Source organism: Pseudoalteromonas sp. AOP31-A2-14, from assembly GCF_052378035.1.
Classification (GTDB): Bacteria; Pseudomonadota; Gammaproteobacteria; order Enterobacterales; family Alteromonadaceae; genus Pseudoalteromonas.
The window spans coordinates 2,703,308-2,721,549 of sequence record NZ_JBQSXI010000001.1; the positions used below are offsets into that span (position 1 = coordinate 2,703,308).

Here is an 18,242-nt window from a genome sequence, read left to right on the forward strand (position 1 = left end):
TCGAGCTTTTTATCTTTATGTATTATGGTATTACTGCCACTTTTTATAAAAGATTTTTCTTAACTCATCGCTAAATCATACTCGCCATCATTCAATCTTTAGGTAAATGGGCTTTTATAAAAGCATTGGGATCTTTGCGCCAATGGTTTAAACAATAGCTAAAATCCCAAATACTGCGATCTAATACACTGGCAGGTAATAATAAATCATAACCCGTTAATTGCTGTAAGTGCTGCATTCGATTAGCAAACATTGCCAACAAACCATCTAACTGAAAACCACTGCTTGACGTGTAATGATTATCTTCTACTAACCATTCTGATGGGCAATTGCCATTTTTGCAGTGTTTTTGAACTGCTTGCATAAATAAATGGCGCTGCTCTATTAATAACTTACCCGCTATACGTGGGGCTAATTGTAATAAAAACTCATCACTGTCTTTAAGCTTAATACCCACAGCATTTAGCTCTAAATAATCAAGGCTTTCCTCCACTTTAGGAATACCAACCTTTTGTAAGTTAGATTGCAACATACACCAAAAGCCATACTTATGGTTATAGGTCAGTGAATGGGCAGTTATGATTAAACTATAGTAAGGTTCTTGGGTTTTTAAAAACCCCACAAAAATCGCCGCACAACAGGCACTGGCTAAAAATATTTCTAAAATACTTATCTCAGCAGGCCTTAATAAATTCACCAACATAATAAAAGTCAGCCCAACAGCACCAACTAATAATATTTCAATGCCGTTTTTTGCCCCTTGCGCCCTTAATTTTAACGCTAATTCAGAAGTACTAGACATAGTAATAAAACCAATAAAAAAAAATCATTACCAACATCCACAAAGTTAACTGACGAAACTTTAAACATCGCTTACATTTAGTCTGAAAAGACATAATACCTTCACAATTAGTTACATTACAGGAACAAAATACGAGTAATTTTTAACTTTTACGCCTAAGTCACAAAATTTTGAGACATATAACACCTTTTCTCCGGTCTTATTTTGTACACTACCTTCAACTTATTTTCCGGTATTATAACAATGTATTCAAAGCAATCTGGCAAAGCACTCTTTCCTTTCATTATTACTTTGTTATTGGGGCTATGTGTGTATCTTTACCTACCTAGTAGTCAAGGTGAGCAAAATAGCCTCACCTCAACAACAACGCAAGTTTCAGCTCATACTGTCGCTCAGCAAGAAAATGCGATTTTGATTGAAGCCATAGGTAGCGCTCGAGCTAATCAAGCTATTTACATTAATAGTGCGCAAAGCGACTATGTCACCGCTATTTACTTTAATGATGGAGACTTAGTTAGTAAAGGGCAAAAGCTCGTTCAGTTACAATCTCAACAAGAAGAATTAGCCTTAAAAGAGTTAAGTATTAACTTACGCGAAGAAAAACGACAATTAGATCGTCTAACAGAGCTGTCTCGCTCACAAGCCACTGCAAAATCATTATTAGAAGAGCAGCTTTCTCGCGTTGACGCCACTCAAGCGCAATTAGAGGCAGCTAAAACCAAGTTGGCTGAAATGACTATCTCAGCGCCTTTTTCAGGTATCTTAGGTAAACGCCAAATATCTGTTGGCGCTTATGTTAACAGCGCGACTATTATTTCAAACCTTGATGATATCAGCATCATCAAAGTAGACTTCAAAGTACCTGAGAAATACTTAGCTCAGTTACACCTAGATATGAAAGTAATGACGCAAAGTGATGCTTACCCCGAGCAAACATTTACTGGAAAAGTAACCCATGTTAGCTCACGGATTGATTCAGTAACACGTAGTGTCGAAGTAACCGCAAGCTTTGCAAATAAATCAGGATTACTGCGCCCTGGCATGCTACTTAATACCGCTTTAGAGATTAGTTCAAGCCAAGCATTAATGGTGCCTGAAAAAGCGATAATCCCGCAACAAGACAAACACTTTGTATTTAAAGTTAACGATGGCGTAGCGCAAAAGGTTGAAGTGAATGTAACTGGCCGTCATAACGGCTGGGTTGCAATTGATGCTGGGCTTAAAGATGGTCAACAAATTGTTACTGAGGGAATTATAAAAATTCGCTCAGGCAGTCAAGTCACTGTGAAGGGATAAACCGTGAAAATAACTGATATAAGTGTTAAGCGCCCCGTTTTTGCCATTGTGATTAATTTACTATTATTAACTTTCGGCTTAGTGGCCTTTTCGATGTTGCCACTGCGTGAATTTCCAGATATTGAATCGCCGATTGTCAGTATTAGTACTGAGTATACTGGCGCTTCAGCAGAAATTGTTGAAACAAAAATAACTCAAGTGCTTGAAAATAGGATTTCAGGCATTGAGGGCATTAAAAATATTAACTCATCAAGCCGTAATGGCCGGTCATACATTACGATTGAATTTGATATCGAGCGCGATATTGATGCCGCATCAAATGATATTCGAGAACGTGTTGCCCGTGCCCTCGATAGCTTACCTGAGCAAGTGCTCCCGCCTGAAGTTTCTAAATCCAATACTGATGAAAGCCCTATTGCTTGGTTTGTATTAAACAGCACCAATATGGATTCGTTACAGCTTTCTGATTATGCTCAACGCTTTATTGTTGACCGCTTAGCGGTTGTTGATGGAGTATCAAATGTACGCCTTGGTGGTGAGCGCCAATATGCCATGAAAATATGGCTTAATCGCCAAGCCATGGCGGCACGTGGTATTACCAGTTCTGATATTGAAGACACACTTCTTAGTGAGAATGTTGAGCTACCTGCGGGTGAAATAGAATCCATCGATCGCGACTTTACTGTACGTACAGCTCGCAGTTACAAAAATCAGCGAGACTTTAAAAACCTAGTAATTAAACGCGGTGTTGATGGCTACCTGGTACGTTTAGGAGAAGTAGCAGATGTACAACTTGAGGCTGCTGACGACGAAAGCCTCTTTAAAGGTAACGGCCGCGATATGATTGGCCTAGGCATTGTTAAACAAGCCAAAGCTAACACTTTAACAGTAGTCGATAATGCCCGCGCCGAACTTGAAAATATAAAACGTAACCTACCTGAAGGCACTACGATACAAGATAGCTATGATTCATCTGTATTCATTAAAGAGTCAATCAGTGAAGTATACAACACCCTGGCTATTTCAATGAGCTTGGTCGTGTTAATTATTTTTATATTTTTAGGCAATATTCGAGCAACATTAATTCCAGCGGTCACCGTGCCAGTAGCCTTGGTTGGCAGCTTTATGTTTTTGCTTGCGATGGGCTACTCAATTAACTTACTAACTCTATTAGCCCTAGTGCTTGCAATCGGTTTAGTAGTGGATGACGCGATTGTTATGCTTGAAAACATCCACCGCCGTATTGAACTTGGCGATCCACCACTATTAGCGGCTTTTCGTGGCGCGCGTGAAGTAGGTTTTGCGATTATAGCGACAACCTTAGTACTTATTTCAGTGTTTGTGCCACTGGTATTCATGGATGGTCGTATTGGTGCACTATTTACTGAGTTTGCTATGGCTGTAAGTGCTGCAGTGTTCTTTTCTAGTATTACCGCCCTGACTCTATCTCCGGCGCTTTGCTCTAAAATATTAAAGCCATCGGCGAAAGAAAGTAAATTCAGTCAATGGATGGATAAGGTATTTGCTAAAATTGAACAAGGCTACCGCAATTCCTTACATAGTAATATGAAACGCAGTGGCGGTTTGACCATCACGATACTACTGGCAGGCGTTGCAAGCTTTCTATTATTTAAGCAAATTCCTTCTGAACTAACTCCTAAAGAAGACCGCGGAACTTTCTTTATAGCAATGAATGGCCCAGAAGGCGCTAGCTATGAAAATAATGCTGCGAATATGGCCGAAATTGAAAAGCGGCTAATGCCTTACTCTGAATCAGGCGAACTTAGCCGAGTGCTAGTTCGTGTCCCCGGTTGGGGCGACAGTGGTGGTGTGGCTATTGTGGGCATGGCTGACTGGGATGAGCGTAAGCGCTCAACTTGGGAGGTAATGGATGAAATCAGCGAAAAAATGACTGAAGTAACTGATATTCGCGCTTTTGCTATTATGCGCAGCGGTATCGGCGGTGGTGGTTCATCACGCCCTATTGAGTTTGTACTACAAGGTAATGACTACGACCAATTAGCCGATTGGCGCGACCGTATTATCGAACGCGCTGAGAAGAACCCAGGTTTAGTACGCATAGATCACGACTATAAAGAAACCTTCCCACAGTTTTTAGTTAATATTGATAAAAATAAAGCCGCTGACTTAGGGGTTTCAGTGTCTGACATTGGCCGTACTTTAGAAACCATGCTTGGCCAACGACGTGCCACCACCTTTATTGACCGTGGTGAAGAATATGATGTTATATTAAAAGGCACTAAAACAGACTTTACCGATCCGACTGATATCTCGAATATTTACGTTAAATCTCGCTCAGAGGAGCTTGTGCCACTTGATAGTTTAATTACCCTTAAAGAACAAGCGACCGCATCACGATTAAACCGCTATAATCGTATGCGAGCCATTACTTTAAGTGCAAATTTGGCGGATGGTTATACGTTAGAACAAGCCCTTAACTTTTTAAATAAAGTTGCCGAAGAAGAAAACGACATAGAAGGCGCTATTGATTACAAAGGCGAATCGCAATTATTTTACGAAGGTTCATCAGCGATGACTTACGTATTTATCCTTGCATTAACAGTTACCTTTTTAGTACTAGCAGCACAATTTGAAAGCTTTGTTCACCCATTTGTGATCATGCTAACAGTACCACTGGGTTTAGTGGGTGCTATGTTGGGACTTTGGGCAACGGATTTAACGCTTAATATTTATAGCCAAATTGGTATTGTTATGTTGATTGGTCTTAGTGCTAAGAACGGTATTTTAATTGTTGAATTTACCAACCAACTACGCGACCAAGGTATGGAGTTTAGCGAAGCAATTGTGCAAGCGGCCTCACAACGTTTACGTCCAATTATTATGACATCACTCACCACCGTAATGAGCTCAGTACCGCTCGTTTTAGCCTCGGGGCCCGGAGCAGAGAGTCGAATGGTAATTGGTGTTGTGGTGTTTACTGGCGTTATTGTTGCCACTATTTTAACTTTATTTGTAGTCCCAGGCGCTTACTATGCACTAGCGCGTAAAACGCAATCTCCTGAGTTTTTAGAGCATAAACTAGAACAACAAGCGATTGCCAAGCCGCTATCAGATAAATAAAAACTGTAAAAAGTGCTGTGAGAACGACCACTCACAGCATCTCCCTTTCTCTGTTTCGATTCAAAACTTCCTTATTCATGTTTTATCACGCTAAAATAAGTCATACTAAAGAAACCAATCTTCACCTTAAGCTATCTACTAAAGCAACGATATTATTTTGGAGAATATAATGAGCACAACAAAGCAAATAGCAACTTTCGGGGGCGGCTGTTTTTGGTGTATTGACGCCGCATTTAGACGAGTTAAAGGTGTATTAGCGGTAAGCTCAGGTTATACCGGCGGTGACACCAGTGATCCGACTTACAAACAAGTTTGCTCTGGCACCAGCGGCCATGCAGAGGTGGTACAAATTACCTTTGATAGCCAAAAAATAAGCTTTGATACCTTATTAGCGATGTTTTTCACCTTGCATGATGCCACACAGTTAAATCGCCAAGGCAACGATGTAGGCACCCAGTACCGCAGTGTAGTTTATTATCACAACCAAGAGCAACATCAGAAAACTCACGATTATATTGACGAGCTTAGCGCTAAAAGCGAGCAAAAAATTGTTACAGAGGTAAGCTCTGCAAGTACTTATTACCCCGCTGAACAATTTCATCAAGACTACTACAATGAAAACCCAGAGCAGCGCTATTGCAGCTTATTAATAGCCCCGAAATTGCAAAAGTTTGAACAATTATTTGACGAATTTTTAGTTTAGTCGTTTATTTTAAAACAAAAACGCAGCCTAATTTGGAATGCCCAACTATTGAAGGCCACTTAAAATTAAACTGCGTTTTTACATCACTATATGATTTGCTACTGTTAAGCTAGGCCACCAAATAAAGTAAGTAGTGCTATCAATACTAAGTAAAACAGCACATTGCGCTTTACTAATCGCATCATACAGGTCGCTTCATAAGTACAACCAAAATGCTGCTGCTCTATTTGTTCTGCTGCAAGTGCAGTCTTTGTTACTACTTTGCGGTTGCTCACTGAAAAATCAAGAATATACCTTAACCAACAACTAGTGCCTTTATTAAAGTTACCAATCACCAAGTAACCAAAACTGGCCACTCGTGCGGGCAACCAATCTAGCCAGAATAACAATGAATGTATTAGCTTAAAGTGTTTTGCAAAAACTACCTGATGATCGTCTCGAACTAGATCGGCAAAGGTACGTACCAATGCATATAAAACAGCTCCCGGTGCGCCCAAAACCACAAACCAAAATATCACTGCGCAATAAAAACGAAAGTTTATCCATGCTAGAGTCTGGCCAAATGTTTCGCCATTTTCTTCACCTGCGGTATGCTTTTGGCCCATTTGGTAGGCGTACAAAGTGGCGGCTTCGTTATCATCCCGAGTAAGCGCATTTAAATAAGACTTATATAACGCACGGTGTTTAGCACAGCCAAAACACACCAATAAAACCACAACATTAATTAGTAACTGCCAAATTACAAAATCTAAAAAAACATATAGCAATGCAACGGCAACTACAGGTAACAATAACCAAACAACAAAGCCCGCAGGGGAGTTAAACACCCCCTTTTCTGAAAGTAACTTTTGCGAACGTGCTAGATAACCTTGCCCATAGTAACTAATTTGCCAATAGTTTGAACGTGCACCTAAACGCTCTAAAACTAACGCGATAATGATAGAAATTAAAATCATAGTATTCTCACTCAACGCTTTTTAAGGCGGCCAAAAAGTACTGCCAGTTAAAACTTTCACCAGGATCAGTTTTACGCCCTGGTGCAATATCACAATGACCCACGATACGTTCAAGGGTAATTGCAGGGTAAGTTTTCATTAATAATTTAGTTATAGATTGTAATGCATTATATTGCGCTTGGGTATAAGGCGTAATATCGGTTCCTTCAAGCTCAATACCAATACTAAAATCATTACATTGGCTTTGTCCTGCAAACTCAGAGTTGCCTGCATGCCAAGCGCGCTTTAAAAATGGCACATATTGAACTACTTCACCTGTGCGCTTAATAAAGCAATGGGCAGAGACCCGTAAACCTCTCAAGTCGGTAAAGCCTGGTTCGGCACTACAATCTATACAGCCCATAAATAAATCATCAACGTAGGGCGTTGCAAACTGCCCTGCTGGCAATGAAATATTATGGATCACTAGCAATGATATATTGGTTTGCTCTGGACGCTCGTCATAATGTGTACAAGGGCGCTGCAAAGCACTGGATAAAACACCTAGTTGACTAATTCTCATAATAAAACATGAATATTACATTAATGGGTTTATGCTAATTGATTTAACGTCATAATGATAGCTAAGCCAAAGTGAGTTGACCCAGCTGCATTTTTTCAAGATATACGCTAGGAAAAATACAATGAAATAATACAGTGGCATAAGATAGTAATGGAATTATGTACTAAACAACTTAATGAGCGTTTGCAGCACCACCCATTGTCAGCACTCGAAAATGATTTTAAAGCCTTTAATGTTCACCAACAAAGCGCCGAGCTTGAGCACTTATACTTAAGTGCCCAACGCGTGGAAGCAAAATACAGCTTTTGCAAAATGTAGCGACACACTTACTTAGTCAACAAGCATTTACTTATAACAAGCGACTTATAAGGTTTCAGCTTTAATCCGATAAGTAATATTCAACACTACTGACGACACGTACTTTTTTAATTTGCGGTGTGGTTGAGTCGCGATCATTAATACTAAATAACCCTTGGCGCGCAGTTTTTATTTTACCAAGCTGAGACTGTGAATCTTTAGCAAACTTAAGTGCGACCTCACGGGCTTTTTCGGTGGCCTTTTGAACCATTGCCGGTTTAATATCGTTAAGCCCAGTAAATAAATACTGTACTCGCGTTTCGTAGTTATCTTGTACAATAGCAATACCCTGCTTTGCCAGCTCGGTTATTTTACTCAACGCATGCTGAACTTTTTCGGGGTCGTTAGAGTGCACAGATACATTAACGCGCCCAACATACCTAAACTTCTGGTTTTCGCCGCCGTACTCACGCGCTTGTTTATCAATAATTGACTGTGTTGATGCTGATATTTCAGCGTCATCAAAACCATGTAATTTTAAGAATGCCTGCACTGCGTCATTTTTTTGCTCAATGCGGTCAACCAACGCCACGAGGTCATTATCAGCATCGCTAAATTGGATAGGCCAAATAACCGTATCAGCTATGACTTCTCGCTCAGCCAACCCTTTAACTTGAACGCTTCGCTCCATCGACTTAACATCTAAGGCGGCACTTTTTAAAATAAGCCCTAAGCCAAGCAGTCCCAACATAAAAGCGACAGCAGCAATAGCTAAAGGGTAATAATGTTTGGTATTCATTTTTTACTCCGTGATATAGATTATGGATCATACCCATGAAACTCGAAAAAAACCTTTAAACAGGTTACATTAAATAAAGCAAAATAGCTGCACAGGACAGGCAATGAGCGTAAAGCGTATTAATCAATTTTTTACTCCCACTTCAGTAGCCGTAATTGGCGCTTCTAATAACCCTGCGCGAGCAGGCTTTGTAGTGATGAGAAACTTACTACAAGGTGGGTTTAATGGCCCTATTATGCCCGTAAGCCCAAACCATAACGCGGTACGCGGTGTACTGGCTTACCCAACGATTAAAGCGTTACCTAAAGTCCCTGACCTGGCTGTTATTTGTACAAACAAACATACCTTAGTCAATATAATTAGCGAACTCGGTAAGCTGGGTTGTAAAAATGCCATTATCATTGCCGATGGCCTTAATAATGAACAAAAAAACCAACTCACACAAGCGGCTAACAACGCAAAAGTATCAATTTTAGGTTCAAATAGTTTGGGGCTGCTGATCCCTCACTTAGGACTTAATGCCAGCTTTTCTCATACGGTGGCAAGCGCGGGCAAGCTTGCGTTTGTATCGCAATCAGCAGCGGTATGCTCAACAATTTTAGACTGGGCTAAGAATAAAGAAATTGGCTTTTCGTATTTTTTATCTGTTGGGGATTGCTTAGATATCGACTTTGACGAATTGCTTGATTTTTTAGGGCGTGACTCAAAAACCAAAGCCATTTTACTGTATATCGATAATATAGATGACATTCGCAGCTTTATATCAGCTGCTCGAGCTGCTGCCTTTAGTAAACCTGTAATTGCTATTAAAACCGGTAAAACGACTACTGGATCTTTAGAAAACCACTCTGATGGACAACATAACTCAGATGCCGTTTATGATGCCTTATTTCAACGCGCCGGTATGTTAAGAGTAAATGACTTACGAGAGCTTTTTGCTGCCACACAAACACTTGCTATGCATCCAAAACTCTTAAAGGTTGAGCACCTGACTATTTTAACGAATGGCGGCGGCCCAGGCGTTATGGCAGTTGATAGCTTACTACAAAGCTCAGGAAAGTTAGCTGAACTTAGCGAGCAAACACGTGCTGCGCTGAATAAAGTTATTCCACAATCTGAAATGACCTCAAACCCAGTCGATATTTTTGGCGACTCTGCACCTGAGCGCTATAAAAAAGCCCTAGAAATTTTATTACACGCCGAAGAAGTAAAAAACTTACTTATTATTCATACTCCTTCGGCCCTTGCTCCCAGTGAGGATTACGCAAAAATTATTGTCGAAACACTGCGTAAACAGCCCCCCATGGCGCGCCCTTATGTCATGACTAATTTTATGGGCGAAGATGCCGCCTACCCGGCCAGAAAGGTTTGCACTTATAATGCTATACCAACTTATCGTACCCCTGAAGGTGCAGTTGGCGCATTTATGCATTTAGTGAGTTACCGTCGTAACCAAAAACATTTAACACAAACGCCAGAGTCAAATACTGATGATAAGCAGATTAATAAACCCGCGGCTAAACAGTTAGTTAATGAATTTATTGAACAGCAACAAAATTACTTATCAACTCATCAAGCAAGCCAAATATTAAGCCATTACGGTATTGATTGTATTCAAACTGAAATTGCCTATACCCCAACCGAGGCAAAAGAACATGCTATAGAGCTTGGCTTTCCGGTAGCATTAAAACTAATTAGTCCTAGTATTGCATCAAAATCAGAAGTCGGTGGTGTGGTGCTTAATTTAAATGATGCACAAGAAGTTGAGCAAACGGCTTTTGCAATGCTGTTACGAATTAAAAATACTTATCCAGATGCAATTATTGAAGGTTTTTCACTGCAAAAAATGGCGCCGCGCGCAGGTGCAAATGAGCTTCGTGTTGCAATTAAAACCGAGCCTAACTTTGGCCCTGTTATTTTACTCGGTGAGGCTGGAACAGGGCTAGAGTCTGCACAAGCAGCAGTGGCATTGCCGCCACTTAATATGAACTTAGCAAAATACTTAATTGCTGCAGCGCACGATAAAGGAGTGTTAAAAGAGCGTATATTACCTAATAAAGTTGATAAATATCGGCTTTGTGCGTTACTAACCCGCGTCTCTCAGCTGATAATTGACCAACCTGATATTACTTCTTTGGAGTTAAATCCAATTCTTGCCAGCAGCGGGCAGCTTTTAGTGCTTGATGCGAGCATGGCCTTAAGCCGTTACAAAATTCAATCACATCGTAAACGACTATCAATTCGCCCTTACCCTATTGAACTAGTGCAAAAAATCACTTTAAAAAACAATACTGAGGCGACTCTCAGGCCAATTAAGCCAGAAGATGAAAAAGCTCATCAGATATTTGATCGCTCATTAGCAAAAGAAGATCGTTATAAACGATTTTTTGGCGAGCTTCCGCAGTTTAATCATGATCAACTCGCTAAAATGACTCAGATTGATTACGACCGAGAAATGGCGTTTATTGTCACTCAAAATAATCAAGGGCAGAGCCAAACCTTAGGTGTATCACGCGTGTTACTCGACCCTGATAAACTACACGCGGAATTTGCTATTGTGGTGGGCTCTAAAAGCCAAGGCTTAGGACTAGGTAAGATATTAATGAATGCTGCAATCAGTCACTGCCAAAGCCAAGGCGTACAAGAAATTTCAGGTATTACCTTACCAGAAAACACCGGAATGATTGAACTGGCACGCAAGCTTGGCTTTGTTATTAGCCGCGACTTTGAGGAAGGCAGCATAAATATGCACCTAGATTTAACAACTACATAAACTGAGCCGCAAGTGATAATACTACGTCAACATACCACGCTGTTACTGCAACCTTTTACTGGAGGAAATGCGAAAATCTTGAAAAAGTGCGTATAAAGTAAGGTTAACTTACAGATTAAAAATATTACCCCACGGCTTAGAAAGTAGCAGGCTTACATCGTCCCCTGGCACGGGTTTACTAAATAACCCCCCTTGATAGCCCCTACAGCCAAAATCATTTAAGAATGCGACCTGTGAAGTATTTTCAACACCTTCTGCGACACACTCTAAACCTAAGCTTTGCGCCAGTGCGAGAATTGATTTGATGATCGCTTCATCATCATTACCAATATCACTAACCAAGCTACGGTCGATTTTAAGCACGTCAATTGGAAAGCGTTTTAAGTAGGTCAATGAGGCATAACCAGTACCAAAATCATCCATATAAAGCCGACAGCCTAAGCTTTTTAATTTTAACATGCTTTTTAATGCATGCTTAGAGTCATGCATCATCACTGACTCGGTGATTTCAAATACCACTGCTTGAGGAAGGATTTGAGCATTTACTAATAGGGCTTCAATCTCAGCGACTAAGTCATTACATTCAAAATCCAACGCTGACAAGTTAATAGATAAATACAAATCAGGTTGTATTTTTTGCCATTGCTTTAGCTCAATTAACGCCCGCGCAAAAGTTTGCAGCATAATTTTAGTGATAAGCCCCATTTTTTCTGCTGCAAGGGCAAACTCCTGGTTTTGATATTGCTTATTACCAGGCCAACGTAATAAAACTTCCACCCCCTCAACTTGGGTCGTATAGGAGTTCACTATAGGTTGATAATAATTACAAAATTCATGTTCGTGATAAGCTTTTATCAATTGTGACTCTAGGTTTAACGTCCTTTGCACATGCTCATTCATTTCTTGATGATAAAACTGATAGCACGGCTCCAAACTTTGCTTTGCATGATATAAAGCAATATCCGTAGCTTTAACTAATGCCTTGGCTTGAGTGGCATCATCAGGATAAATCGCCACACCAATACTTAAATTAACACTTAAATGTCGCTCATTAACCGTAATGGGTTGCACACTGCTTTGCATTAATTTAGCACAGAGCAATAGTATCTCTTCTATTTGCTGAGTATCTTCAATAAGTACTTTAAATTTGTCGTCCTCAAAGCGTGCAACACTGTCTTGAGGGCGCAAACAGCTTTGAATACGCACAGCTATTTTTTTAATTATTACACTAACTGTCTCATGGCCAAATGAGTCATTGAAGTGTTTAAAGCGCTTAATATTAATGGTTAACAGCGCTACTTTACGCTTATGCCGTGATGCTTGTTCAAGAGCATGTTCGAGGCGATCGTAAAATATAGTGCGTTTGGGTAAGCCCGTTAATTCATCATAATTAACTAATAAATTAAGTTCTTGCTCTGCAGTTTTTTGAGCACTTATATCAGTTAGAGTAATAACATAACTCTCAAGCTGATTATTATTACCTGCCACAGCACTAATTTTAATCAACACTTGGCGTTTATCACCATTAGCTAGCTGCACAGTATCTTCTAGTGAAAAGTGCTCACTAACAGCAAGCTTTTGCATAATTCTTAAGTAATGAATTCGGGTTCGTAAACCCAGCCCCAATTTTAAATGACGACTAGAACGAAAATCTCTAGGAAAGTTAAAAGCGCTTTGTAATGCTTTATTTGTCGCAAGTATGCGCAGGTTTTTATCGAGAATAAATACCCAATCACGAGTTTGCTCAAAGGCTGCACCGAATAACCTGGCGTGCTCAGCAAAAACCAACTCTCGAGTCATATTGGTATACGTACCCGCAACCTTAAGAGGCGTGTTTTGTTGCCACTCGATCACTTTCCCAAAGTCTTTATACCAGCGCCACTCGCCTTCGGCATGACGTAAACGATAAGTACAATTAAAGTAGCCTTTATCGGTTGATAAAAACTCCAACCACTCCAAGCGAAAGTTTTGCTTATCTTGCGGGTGAATTTTTGCTAAATAACCATCTAAGTTAGCCGACTCACTCTGATAACCTAACTCGTTTTTTAAACGCGGCTGATAAATTATTGGACTTGATGATTGCCAGTCCCACACCCCTGAATGACTTCCTTCGAGAGCCAGTTTTAATCTTGCTTCACTTTCTTTGCTTTGTTTATGTGCGGTTAATAGTATTTTCTGGATACGGTGACGCCTTATCATCCAAATTGCGATAAGGGAAAATGTAATAAATAAATAAAGCGCAATAAAATGCGGCGTTCGCCACGGCGGGTAATCAACAATAATGTCTAAATTAGCAGGCGGCGTATAATTACCGGTTAGAGGGTCTTTTGCCCACACTTTTAGCTGGTAGTTACCGGGGTTTAATTTAGGAAATAACACACGGTTATTGTTGCGCGTATAGGTTTTTTGTTCATCCGCAAGCTGGTACTCATAAACTATGCGCTCTTGATAATTAAACGCCATTGCAGAAAAAGCCACTTCTAAACCGATATCATCATGCGCTAAGGTTATTGAATCAATAGATTGCTTTAACTCAGGCCGGCGGTTTCGTGACATTAAATCAATACTAGTAATGTTTACCCGATCAATTAAATCATGCTTAGGGTAGTTATCTAATGGGTAAAAATAAGTAATTCCCTTTAAAGAGCCATATACAATTTGACCACTTTTTAATTGTGTAAATGCGCCACTATTAAATTCAGTTGATACCAGCCCTTCGCCACTAGTAAATTGTTGAAAGTGCTTATTTTCAGGATTAAATCGCCACACACCTTTATGGCTACTCATCCAAATCATACCTTTTTCATCAAGTACCATGTCATATAGCAATGTACCTAATTTATGCTTATCTAAATCAATGGTGTGAATATGCTCATAGGTGTTGGCATCAAGACCAATAAGGCCAAAGTTAGATAACGAAAGCCATAACACATTGTTATTATCTACAATATATGACATCACATTAATAGCCACATTATCATGCTGCTTTGGTATGGTATAAATTTTGGTCAGTGAAAAATCATGGCTATCAACTTGATATAAAATCCCAGCATTATAAAATAACGGTGATGTTGGCTTAGTTGAAAGCGGAGCTAAAAAGCCATACGCTAAAAAGGGGTCAAAATTGTCAAACTCACCACCTAACTGAGTTATCGTTTGATTATTAATATTATAAACGAACATGCCATAATCTGGATGTACATAAAATAACTCACCATTAGGCATTAACGTAACACCATGTACCCACTCTTTTATTTGTGTACGCTGACTAGGATCTTTTAATGGCGGCGCACTCACCTGTGCCGTTTTTGGATCAAATTGAAATAACCCTCGGTTAGTATGCAGCCATAGCTTATCCTTATAAGGCATTACTTTATAAATGCTAAACTCTGTAGTAAATAAATCCACTTGATAATTTTTCAAATAAACTTTGCTTTGATAGCTGTTTAAATCAATTACGGTTAAACCATTATGCGTTGCCAGCCAAAGTCTATCTTCAAACTCAGTGATCCCCCAAATGGAGCTATGTGAAAGTCCATCACCTTTAACTTTACTGCCATCGACATTTTCAAAGTGATAATTATCCGAAGGAAGATAAAAAGCACCATCACTTTTAGTCCCAGCCCAAATCCCCCCTGAACTGTCTTTTACTATATCAATAATACTGTTATCAGATAGCGTATACTTACTTTTATTTATACGTTCATCTTTAGTCAGCTTTGTGGTTGTTAAGTTATACTTGAACAACCCCTTATCCGTACCTAAATCAAGAACTCCCTGCTCGTTTATAATTTGCCAAATATTTAAGTTAGGTAGCAGCACTTTATTCTGAAGAGTTTGATTGGTCGAACCAAATAGGGCCGCTATATTACTAATATCGACTTCATAAAGTCCGCGAACAGTTCCAACAAGCAGTTTATCGTTTTCGGCCAGTGCAAAAGATTTAATATAGTTTTGGTAAGCGTGAGTAGGTTCGCCAGTAAGGTGTTCAAATTTACGATACTCATTAGTTGCAATATCATAAACAAAACCGCCATCACTGGTGCCAATAAAAATATAGCCTTGATAATGAAAAAGCGCACGTATAATAGTGCTATCTTTTCGATTAGGCAGCTCAAAAATAGTGTCTATTTCACCTGTTTCTACATCTAACTTTGCAAAGTCACCACCACGTCCTATCCATAGCGTTTTATCATCAACTGCTAACATACTAAAAACGGATTGCTGAAATATTTGTTCTTCAGATAGGGGTTTTGATAAAAACTGATTATAAATATCGTTTTTGGGATCATACCTAAATAATCCCGCAAGCAATGAAGCTATCCAGATATTACCCTGCGGATCTTGATAAATCCGATCAATAATTACTTCATCTAACTCGCCGTTAGGACCCTCAACATGCACCACTTGATAGCCATCATAGCGATTCAGTCCGCCTTCTGTCGAAAGCCACAAATACCCTTTATTATCAATAACCAAGGTATTTACATAACTCTGAGAAAGCCCCTCTGTAGGGGATAACCGTTTTACTTCAGCTACCACTTCGATACTTGTCAACGTAAGGCTGATATATAAACCTATAGTCAAAAATACGCTAACAAATTGATTCATTTATAATCCGGTGATGCAGTAGATAAAATTATCGGGTGATAACTCATAGGGATAATATTACGGTTTTTATAGCTGTTATAAAGTACCTCAAATACCTCTGGTAAATCTGTTGTAACGATAAAGCCAAGCCCGCTATATAGCGCAACAACATTGCGATACGAAAAAGTATATACCACTTGCTGTTGCTCGCTTAATATAACCTGTAGAAGTTGTTGAGCTACCTGCTGACGGCGCCAAGGTGGTGCAACTAGCAAGGTTGATAAAAATAAGTAGCTCTGTCGATGTTGAATACGACACGCGGCTATTATTTCATGTCCATGGTAAGCAACCCATACTTGGTCTTGCTTATTGGCGCGACCACGAGCGTTATGAGCCGTGTAAAACTTATTGACTAGCGGTGTTTTAATTGCCGCCAAACGCTCAAAACGCAGTTTACTCATTAACTCAACATCAATGCCAAGTATTGTTCAAACTGCTGCTTTAAAAAGGTCTGCTCAGCAATAGGCCTGCTATTAATCGTGTTATAGACTTGTTCACGGGTATTTTTATTTCGCTTTATTTGATACGCCCAAAATGAGGCTTCATAATCAAGTTGAATTTGATACTTTTGCTCACGGGGCAGTAAACATAAATTATATGACATAAAAAACACTTTAACTTTGCTAATATAACGAACCTAAGAGTATACCCAAACCACCATAAGATGCGAGTTTGCGCTACTATTAAAGCACCTCAAACATAAAACCAATTAAAAAGTTAACAACCTCAACAGGTTTAACTTACAAGGTTCTAGGTCAAAAGTAGATCCGTGGCGTTTTCAACAGGTGCAAACTTTATAATTTAGATTAAAAATCAAAGCCATCTTGTTGCGGTGCTGATTTATTTTTTTCGCTATTTTGCTTTTTTTGTAAGTAACGCTTATAACGTTGCTGGCACAAAACAACCACTTTACGCTTTTCAGTATTACTAAAGTTATTCCAACCAAAACGCTCATCGCGGCTACGATAACAGCCCTTGCAATAACCTCGATTATTAACTTGGCAAATACCCTTGCATGGACTTGGAATATCAAATATTTCAATTTGTTGCATTATTTTGATTTAAATCCACACAAGACTAAATAGGTCATTTCAGTATAGCGCGAAAATTAGTCAAAAAAAAAGCCACCTTAAAGTGACTTAATTCATAGTAATAAGTTAAATTAAGGTTCGCTATTAGAAATCTCTGCTTTACGATGAAATGGTTTGGCATACATAGCCATTACTAAGGGCTTGAGTTCATCAGGCACCTTACTCATACGTTGCTCAAATTTAGTCGCATCATTTTTATCAATCACCGCTTGCTTACAGCCACCAGCAATATAATTACCTGGGTGTAAAAAAAACGAGTTAATAATTTGCTTATCAATAGTTTTAGCCAGCTCTTCTGGCGATTCACAACCTGATTCAATCGGTTGTCCAAACGCTAAATGCACATGCCCTTTAGCACTACTAAAGCCTTCAACAATACTGGCTATGTCTTCGCCGGCAGATTTAACATATTGCCCATGGTTCTGTTTATGATGAAGCTCTTTAGCTTTAGCGATAGCACATGGCTCGTATTGATACGAAATAGACACAGGCACAATTTTTAGTTCACGAACGTAGTCAGCAAACTCTTTCTTTTGCTTGCGCCCTTGTAGTTGTAACATTTTTAAAAGCGCCGGATCAGTTTGATCAAGACCATCTTTTGCTCGGCCTTCTTTTTGGGCAATCCAAATAGAATTGCCTCCCATTAATGAATCATAAATATAAGCTGAAAGTTGCGATAATGCTTTCAGCATTTCTTTAGGTGCTTTAGCTGAACGCTTTACTATAAAACTTTTATTTAGCCGCATCAGCTCAGTAATAAATGGTCGTTGCAATAAATTGTCACCAATCGCAATACGCACTGTTTTCATTTTATGACTGAATAAGCCCCAATTAATAAGCGCAGGGTCGAGTACAATATCGCGATGGTTTGATATAAATAAATACGCTTGCTTAGGGTTAAGCCCGTCCAAACCTGAAAAAGTCACCTCTGAGGTCGTGCGCTTAACTAACAAGCTTAAATATTGAGCTACTTCTTGCTGAACTTGCTCTACACTGTTAAGTTTTCCCCACTTTTTACGTAATTGGCTACGTACCAAAGGACGCGTTAAAAAAGGAAAGGATGAAAGAAAACGCGGCAGATTATACTTAGCGAGCACGTCAACAAACGCATTATCATTAATCAAACGTGTAACTGAGTCGGCTACCTCGTCATCATTGTAAGGTCTAATATCGGCGTATTTATCCACTAATTCACTCATTACTACTTCTAT

At 39.4% G+C, this 18,242-nt stretch carries 14 protein-coding genes; 5 read left to right on the forward strand and 9 right to left on the reverse strand.

All coding sequences use genetic code 11. The features are described 5' to 3' along the window. Positions 1–91: 91 nt before the first annotated feature. Entirely contained in the window at positions 92–802 is a 711-nt protein-coding gene (locus ACT3S9_RS12470) for a DUF2982 domain-containing protein (protein ID WP_441992703.1), read from the reverse strand. Between the two features lie 243 nt (positions 803–1,045). Between ACT3S9_RS12470 and ACT3S9_RS12475 the strand changes: the two genes are divergently transcribed. From ACT3S9_RS12475 to msrA, 3 genes are all read left to right on the forward strand, one after another. Further along, on the forward strand, positions 1,046–2,098 hold the full coding sequence (locus tag ACT3S9_RS12475; protein ID WP_441992702.1) for an efflux RND transporter periplasmic adaptor subunit: 1,053 nt from the start codon (positions 1,046–1,048) through the stop codon (positions 2,096–2,098). 3 nt (positions 2,099–2,101) lie between these two features. Then, entirely contained in the window at positions 2,102–5,200 is a 3,099-nt protein-coding gene (locus ACT3S9_RS12480) for an efflux RND transporter permease subunit (protein WP_441992701.1), read from the forward strand. 169 nt (positions 5,201–5,369) lie between these two features. After that, positions 5,370–5,903 carry a peptide-methionine (S)-S-oxide reductase MsrA gene (msrA, locus tag ACT3S9_RS12485; protein WP_441992700.1) on the forward strand — a complete coding sequence of 178 codons (534 nt, stop codon included), beginning with the start codon at positions 5,370–5,372 and terminating at the stop codon, positions 5,901–5,903. 104 nt (positions 5,904–6,007) lie between these two features. On the opposite strand, the gene ampE is transcribed toward msrA, so the two are convergent. Both ampE and ampD read right to left on the reverse strand, forming a co-directional pair. After that, the gene (gene ampE, locus ACT3S9_RS12490; RefSeq protein WP_441992699.1) at positions 6,008–6,859 is read right to left on the reverse strand and encodes a beta-lactamase regulator AmpE; all 852 of its coding nucleotides are present in this window, start codon (positions 6,857–6,859) and stop codon (positions 6,008–6,010) included. 7 nt (positions 6,860–6,866) lie between these two features. Further along, positions 6,867–7,421, reverse strand: a complete 555-nt coding sequence (ampD, locus tag ACT3S9_RS12495) for a 1,6-anhydro-N-acetylmuramyl-L-alanine amidase AmpD (RefSeq protein ID WP_441992698.1) — start codon at positions 7,419–7,421, stop codon at positions 6,867–6,869. Positions 7,422–7,571: 150 nt separating this feature from the next. Between ampD and ACT3S9_RS12500 the strand changes: the two genes are divergently transcribed. Then, positions 7,572–7,739: a hypothetical protein gene (locus tag ACT3S9_RS12500; RefSeq protein WP_441834365.1), complete on the forward strand. Its 168-nt coding sequence runs from the start codon at positions 7,572–7,574 to the stop codon at positions 7,737–7,739. A 61-nt stretch (positions 7,740–7,800) separates the two neighbouring features. Here ACT3S9_RS12500 and ACT3S9_RS12505 read toward each other — a convergent pair whose 3' ends face one another. Continuing rightward, positions 7,801–8,517: an SIMPL domain-containing protein gene (locus tag ACT3S9_RS12505; protein WP_441834366.1), complete on the reverse strand. Its 717-nt coding sequence runs from the start codon at positions 8,515–8,517 to the stop codon at positions 7,801–7,803. A 103-nt stretch (positions 8,518–8,620) separates the two neighbouring features. On the opposite strand from ACT3S9_RS12505, the gene ACT3S9_RS12510 reads away from it, so the two are divergent. After that, positions 8,621–11,290 (forward strand): bifunctional acetate--CoA ligase family protein/GNAT family N-acetyltransferase, encoded by a 2,670-nt coding sequence (locus tag ACT3S9_RS12510; protein WP_441834367.1) that lies wholly within the window; start codon positions 8,621–8,623, stop codon positions 11,288–11,290. A 108-nt stretch (positions 11,291–11,398) separates the two neighbouring features. Here the strand turns inward: ACT3S9_RS12510 and ACT3S9_RS12515 are convergent, their stop codons facing one another. The 5 genes from ACT3S9_RS12515 to ACT3S9_RS12535 all read right to left on the reverse strand — a co-directional run bounded on the left by ACT3S9_RS12515 (position 11,399) and on the right by ACT3S9_RS12535 (position 18,230). Continuing rightward, entirely contained in the window at positions 11,399–15,901 is a 4,503-nt protein-coding gene (locus ACT3S9_RS12515) for an EAL domain-containing protein (RefSeq protein WP_444750956.1), read from the reverse strand. Further along, positions 15,898–16,341: a GNAT family N-acetyltransferase gene (locus ACT3S9_RS12520; RefSeq protein ID WP_441834369.1), complete on the reverse strand. Its 444-nt coding sequence runs from the start codon at positions 16,339–16,341 to the stop codon at positions 15,898–15,900. Before ACT3S9_RS12520 ends, ACT3S9_RS12515 begins: the two co-directional genes overlap by 4 nt. Continuing rightward, entirely contained in the window at positions 16,341–16,544 is a 204-nt protein-coding gene (locus ACT3S9_RS12525; protein ID WP_441834370.1) for a DUF3283 family protein, read from the reverse strand. The genes ACT3S9_RS12520 and ACT3S9_RS12525 overlap by 1 nt, the downstream gene beginning before the upstream one ends. A 202-nt stretch (positions 16,545–16,746) precedes the next feature. After that, on the reverse strand, positions 16,747–16,992 hold the full coding sequence (locus tag ACT3S9_RS12530) for a DUF1289 domain-containing protein (RefSeq protein WP_441834371.1): 246 nt from the start codon (positions 16,990–16,992) through the stop codon (positions 16,747–16,749). 110 nt (positions 16,993–17,102) lie between these two features. Next, positions 17,103–18,230, reverse strand: a complete 1,128-nt coding sequence (locus ACT3S9_RS12535; protein ID WP_441834372.1) for a 1-acyl-sn-glycerol-3-phosphate acyltransferase — start codon at positions 18,228–18,230, stop codon at positions 17,103–17,105. Positions 18,231–18,242: the final 12 nt, after the last annotated feature.

Excerpts from the sequence above, each read along its gene's own strand:
- ACT3S9_RS12515 (WP_444750956.1), bottom strand. The coding sequence starts at position 15,901 with ATGAATCAATTTGTTAGCGTATTTTTGACTATAGGTTTATATATCAGC.
- ACT3S9_RS12475 (WP_441992702.1), top strand. The coding sequence starts at position 1,046 with ATGTATTCAAAGCAATCTGGCAAAGCACTCTTTCCTTTCATTATTACT.
- msrA (WP_441992700.1), top strand. The coding sequence starts at position 5,370 with ATGAGCACAACAAAGCAAATAGCAACTTTCGGGGGCGGCTGTTTTTGG.
- ACT3S9_RS12520 (WP_441834369.1), bottom strand. The coding sequence starts at position 16,341 with ATGAGTAAACTGCGTTTTGAGCGTTTGGCGGCAATTAAAACACCGCTA.
- ampD (WP_441992698.1), bottom strand. The coding sequence starts at position 7,421 with ATGAGAATTAGTCAACTAGGTGTTTTATCCAGTGCTTTGCAGCGCCCT.
- ACT3S9_RS12535 (WP_441834372.1), bottom strand. The coding sequence starts at position 18,230 with ATGAGTGAATTAGTGGATAAATACGCCGATATTAGACCTTACAATGAT.
- ACT3S9_RS12470 (WP_441992703.1), bottom strand. The coding sequence starts at position 802 with ATGTCTAGTACTTCTGAATTAGCGTTAAAATTAAGGGCGCAAGGGGCA.
- ACT3S9_RS12530 (WP_441834371.1), bottom strand. The coding sequence starts at position 16,992 with ATGCAACAAATTGAAATATTTGATATTCCAAGTCCATGCAAGGGTATT.
- ACT3S9_RS12525 (WP_441834370.1), bottom strand. The coding sequence starts at position 16,544 with ATGTCATATAATTTATGTTTACTGCCCCGTGAGCAAAAGTATCAAATT.
- ACT3S9_RS12510 (WP_441834367.1), top strand. The coding sequence starts at position 8,621 with ATGAGCGTAAAGCGTATTAATCAATTTTTTACTCCCACTTCAGTAGCC.
- ampE (WP_441992699.1), bottom strand. The coding sequence starts at position 6,859 with ATGATTTTAATTTCTATCATTATCGCGTTAGTTTTAGAGCGTTTAGGT.
- ACT3S9_RS12505 (WP_441834366.1), bottom strand. The coding sequence starts at position 8,517 with ATGAATACCAAACATTATTACCCTTTAGCTATTGCTGCTGTCGCTTTT.
- ACT3S9_RS12500 (WP_441834365.1), top strand. The coding sequence starts at position 7,572 with ATGGAATTATGTACTAAACAACTTAATGAGCGTTTGCAGCACCACCCA.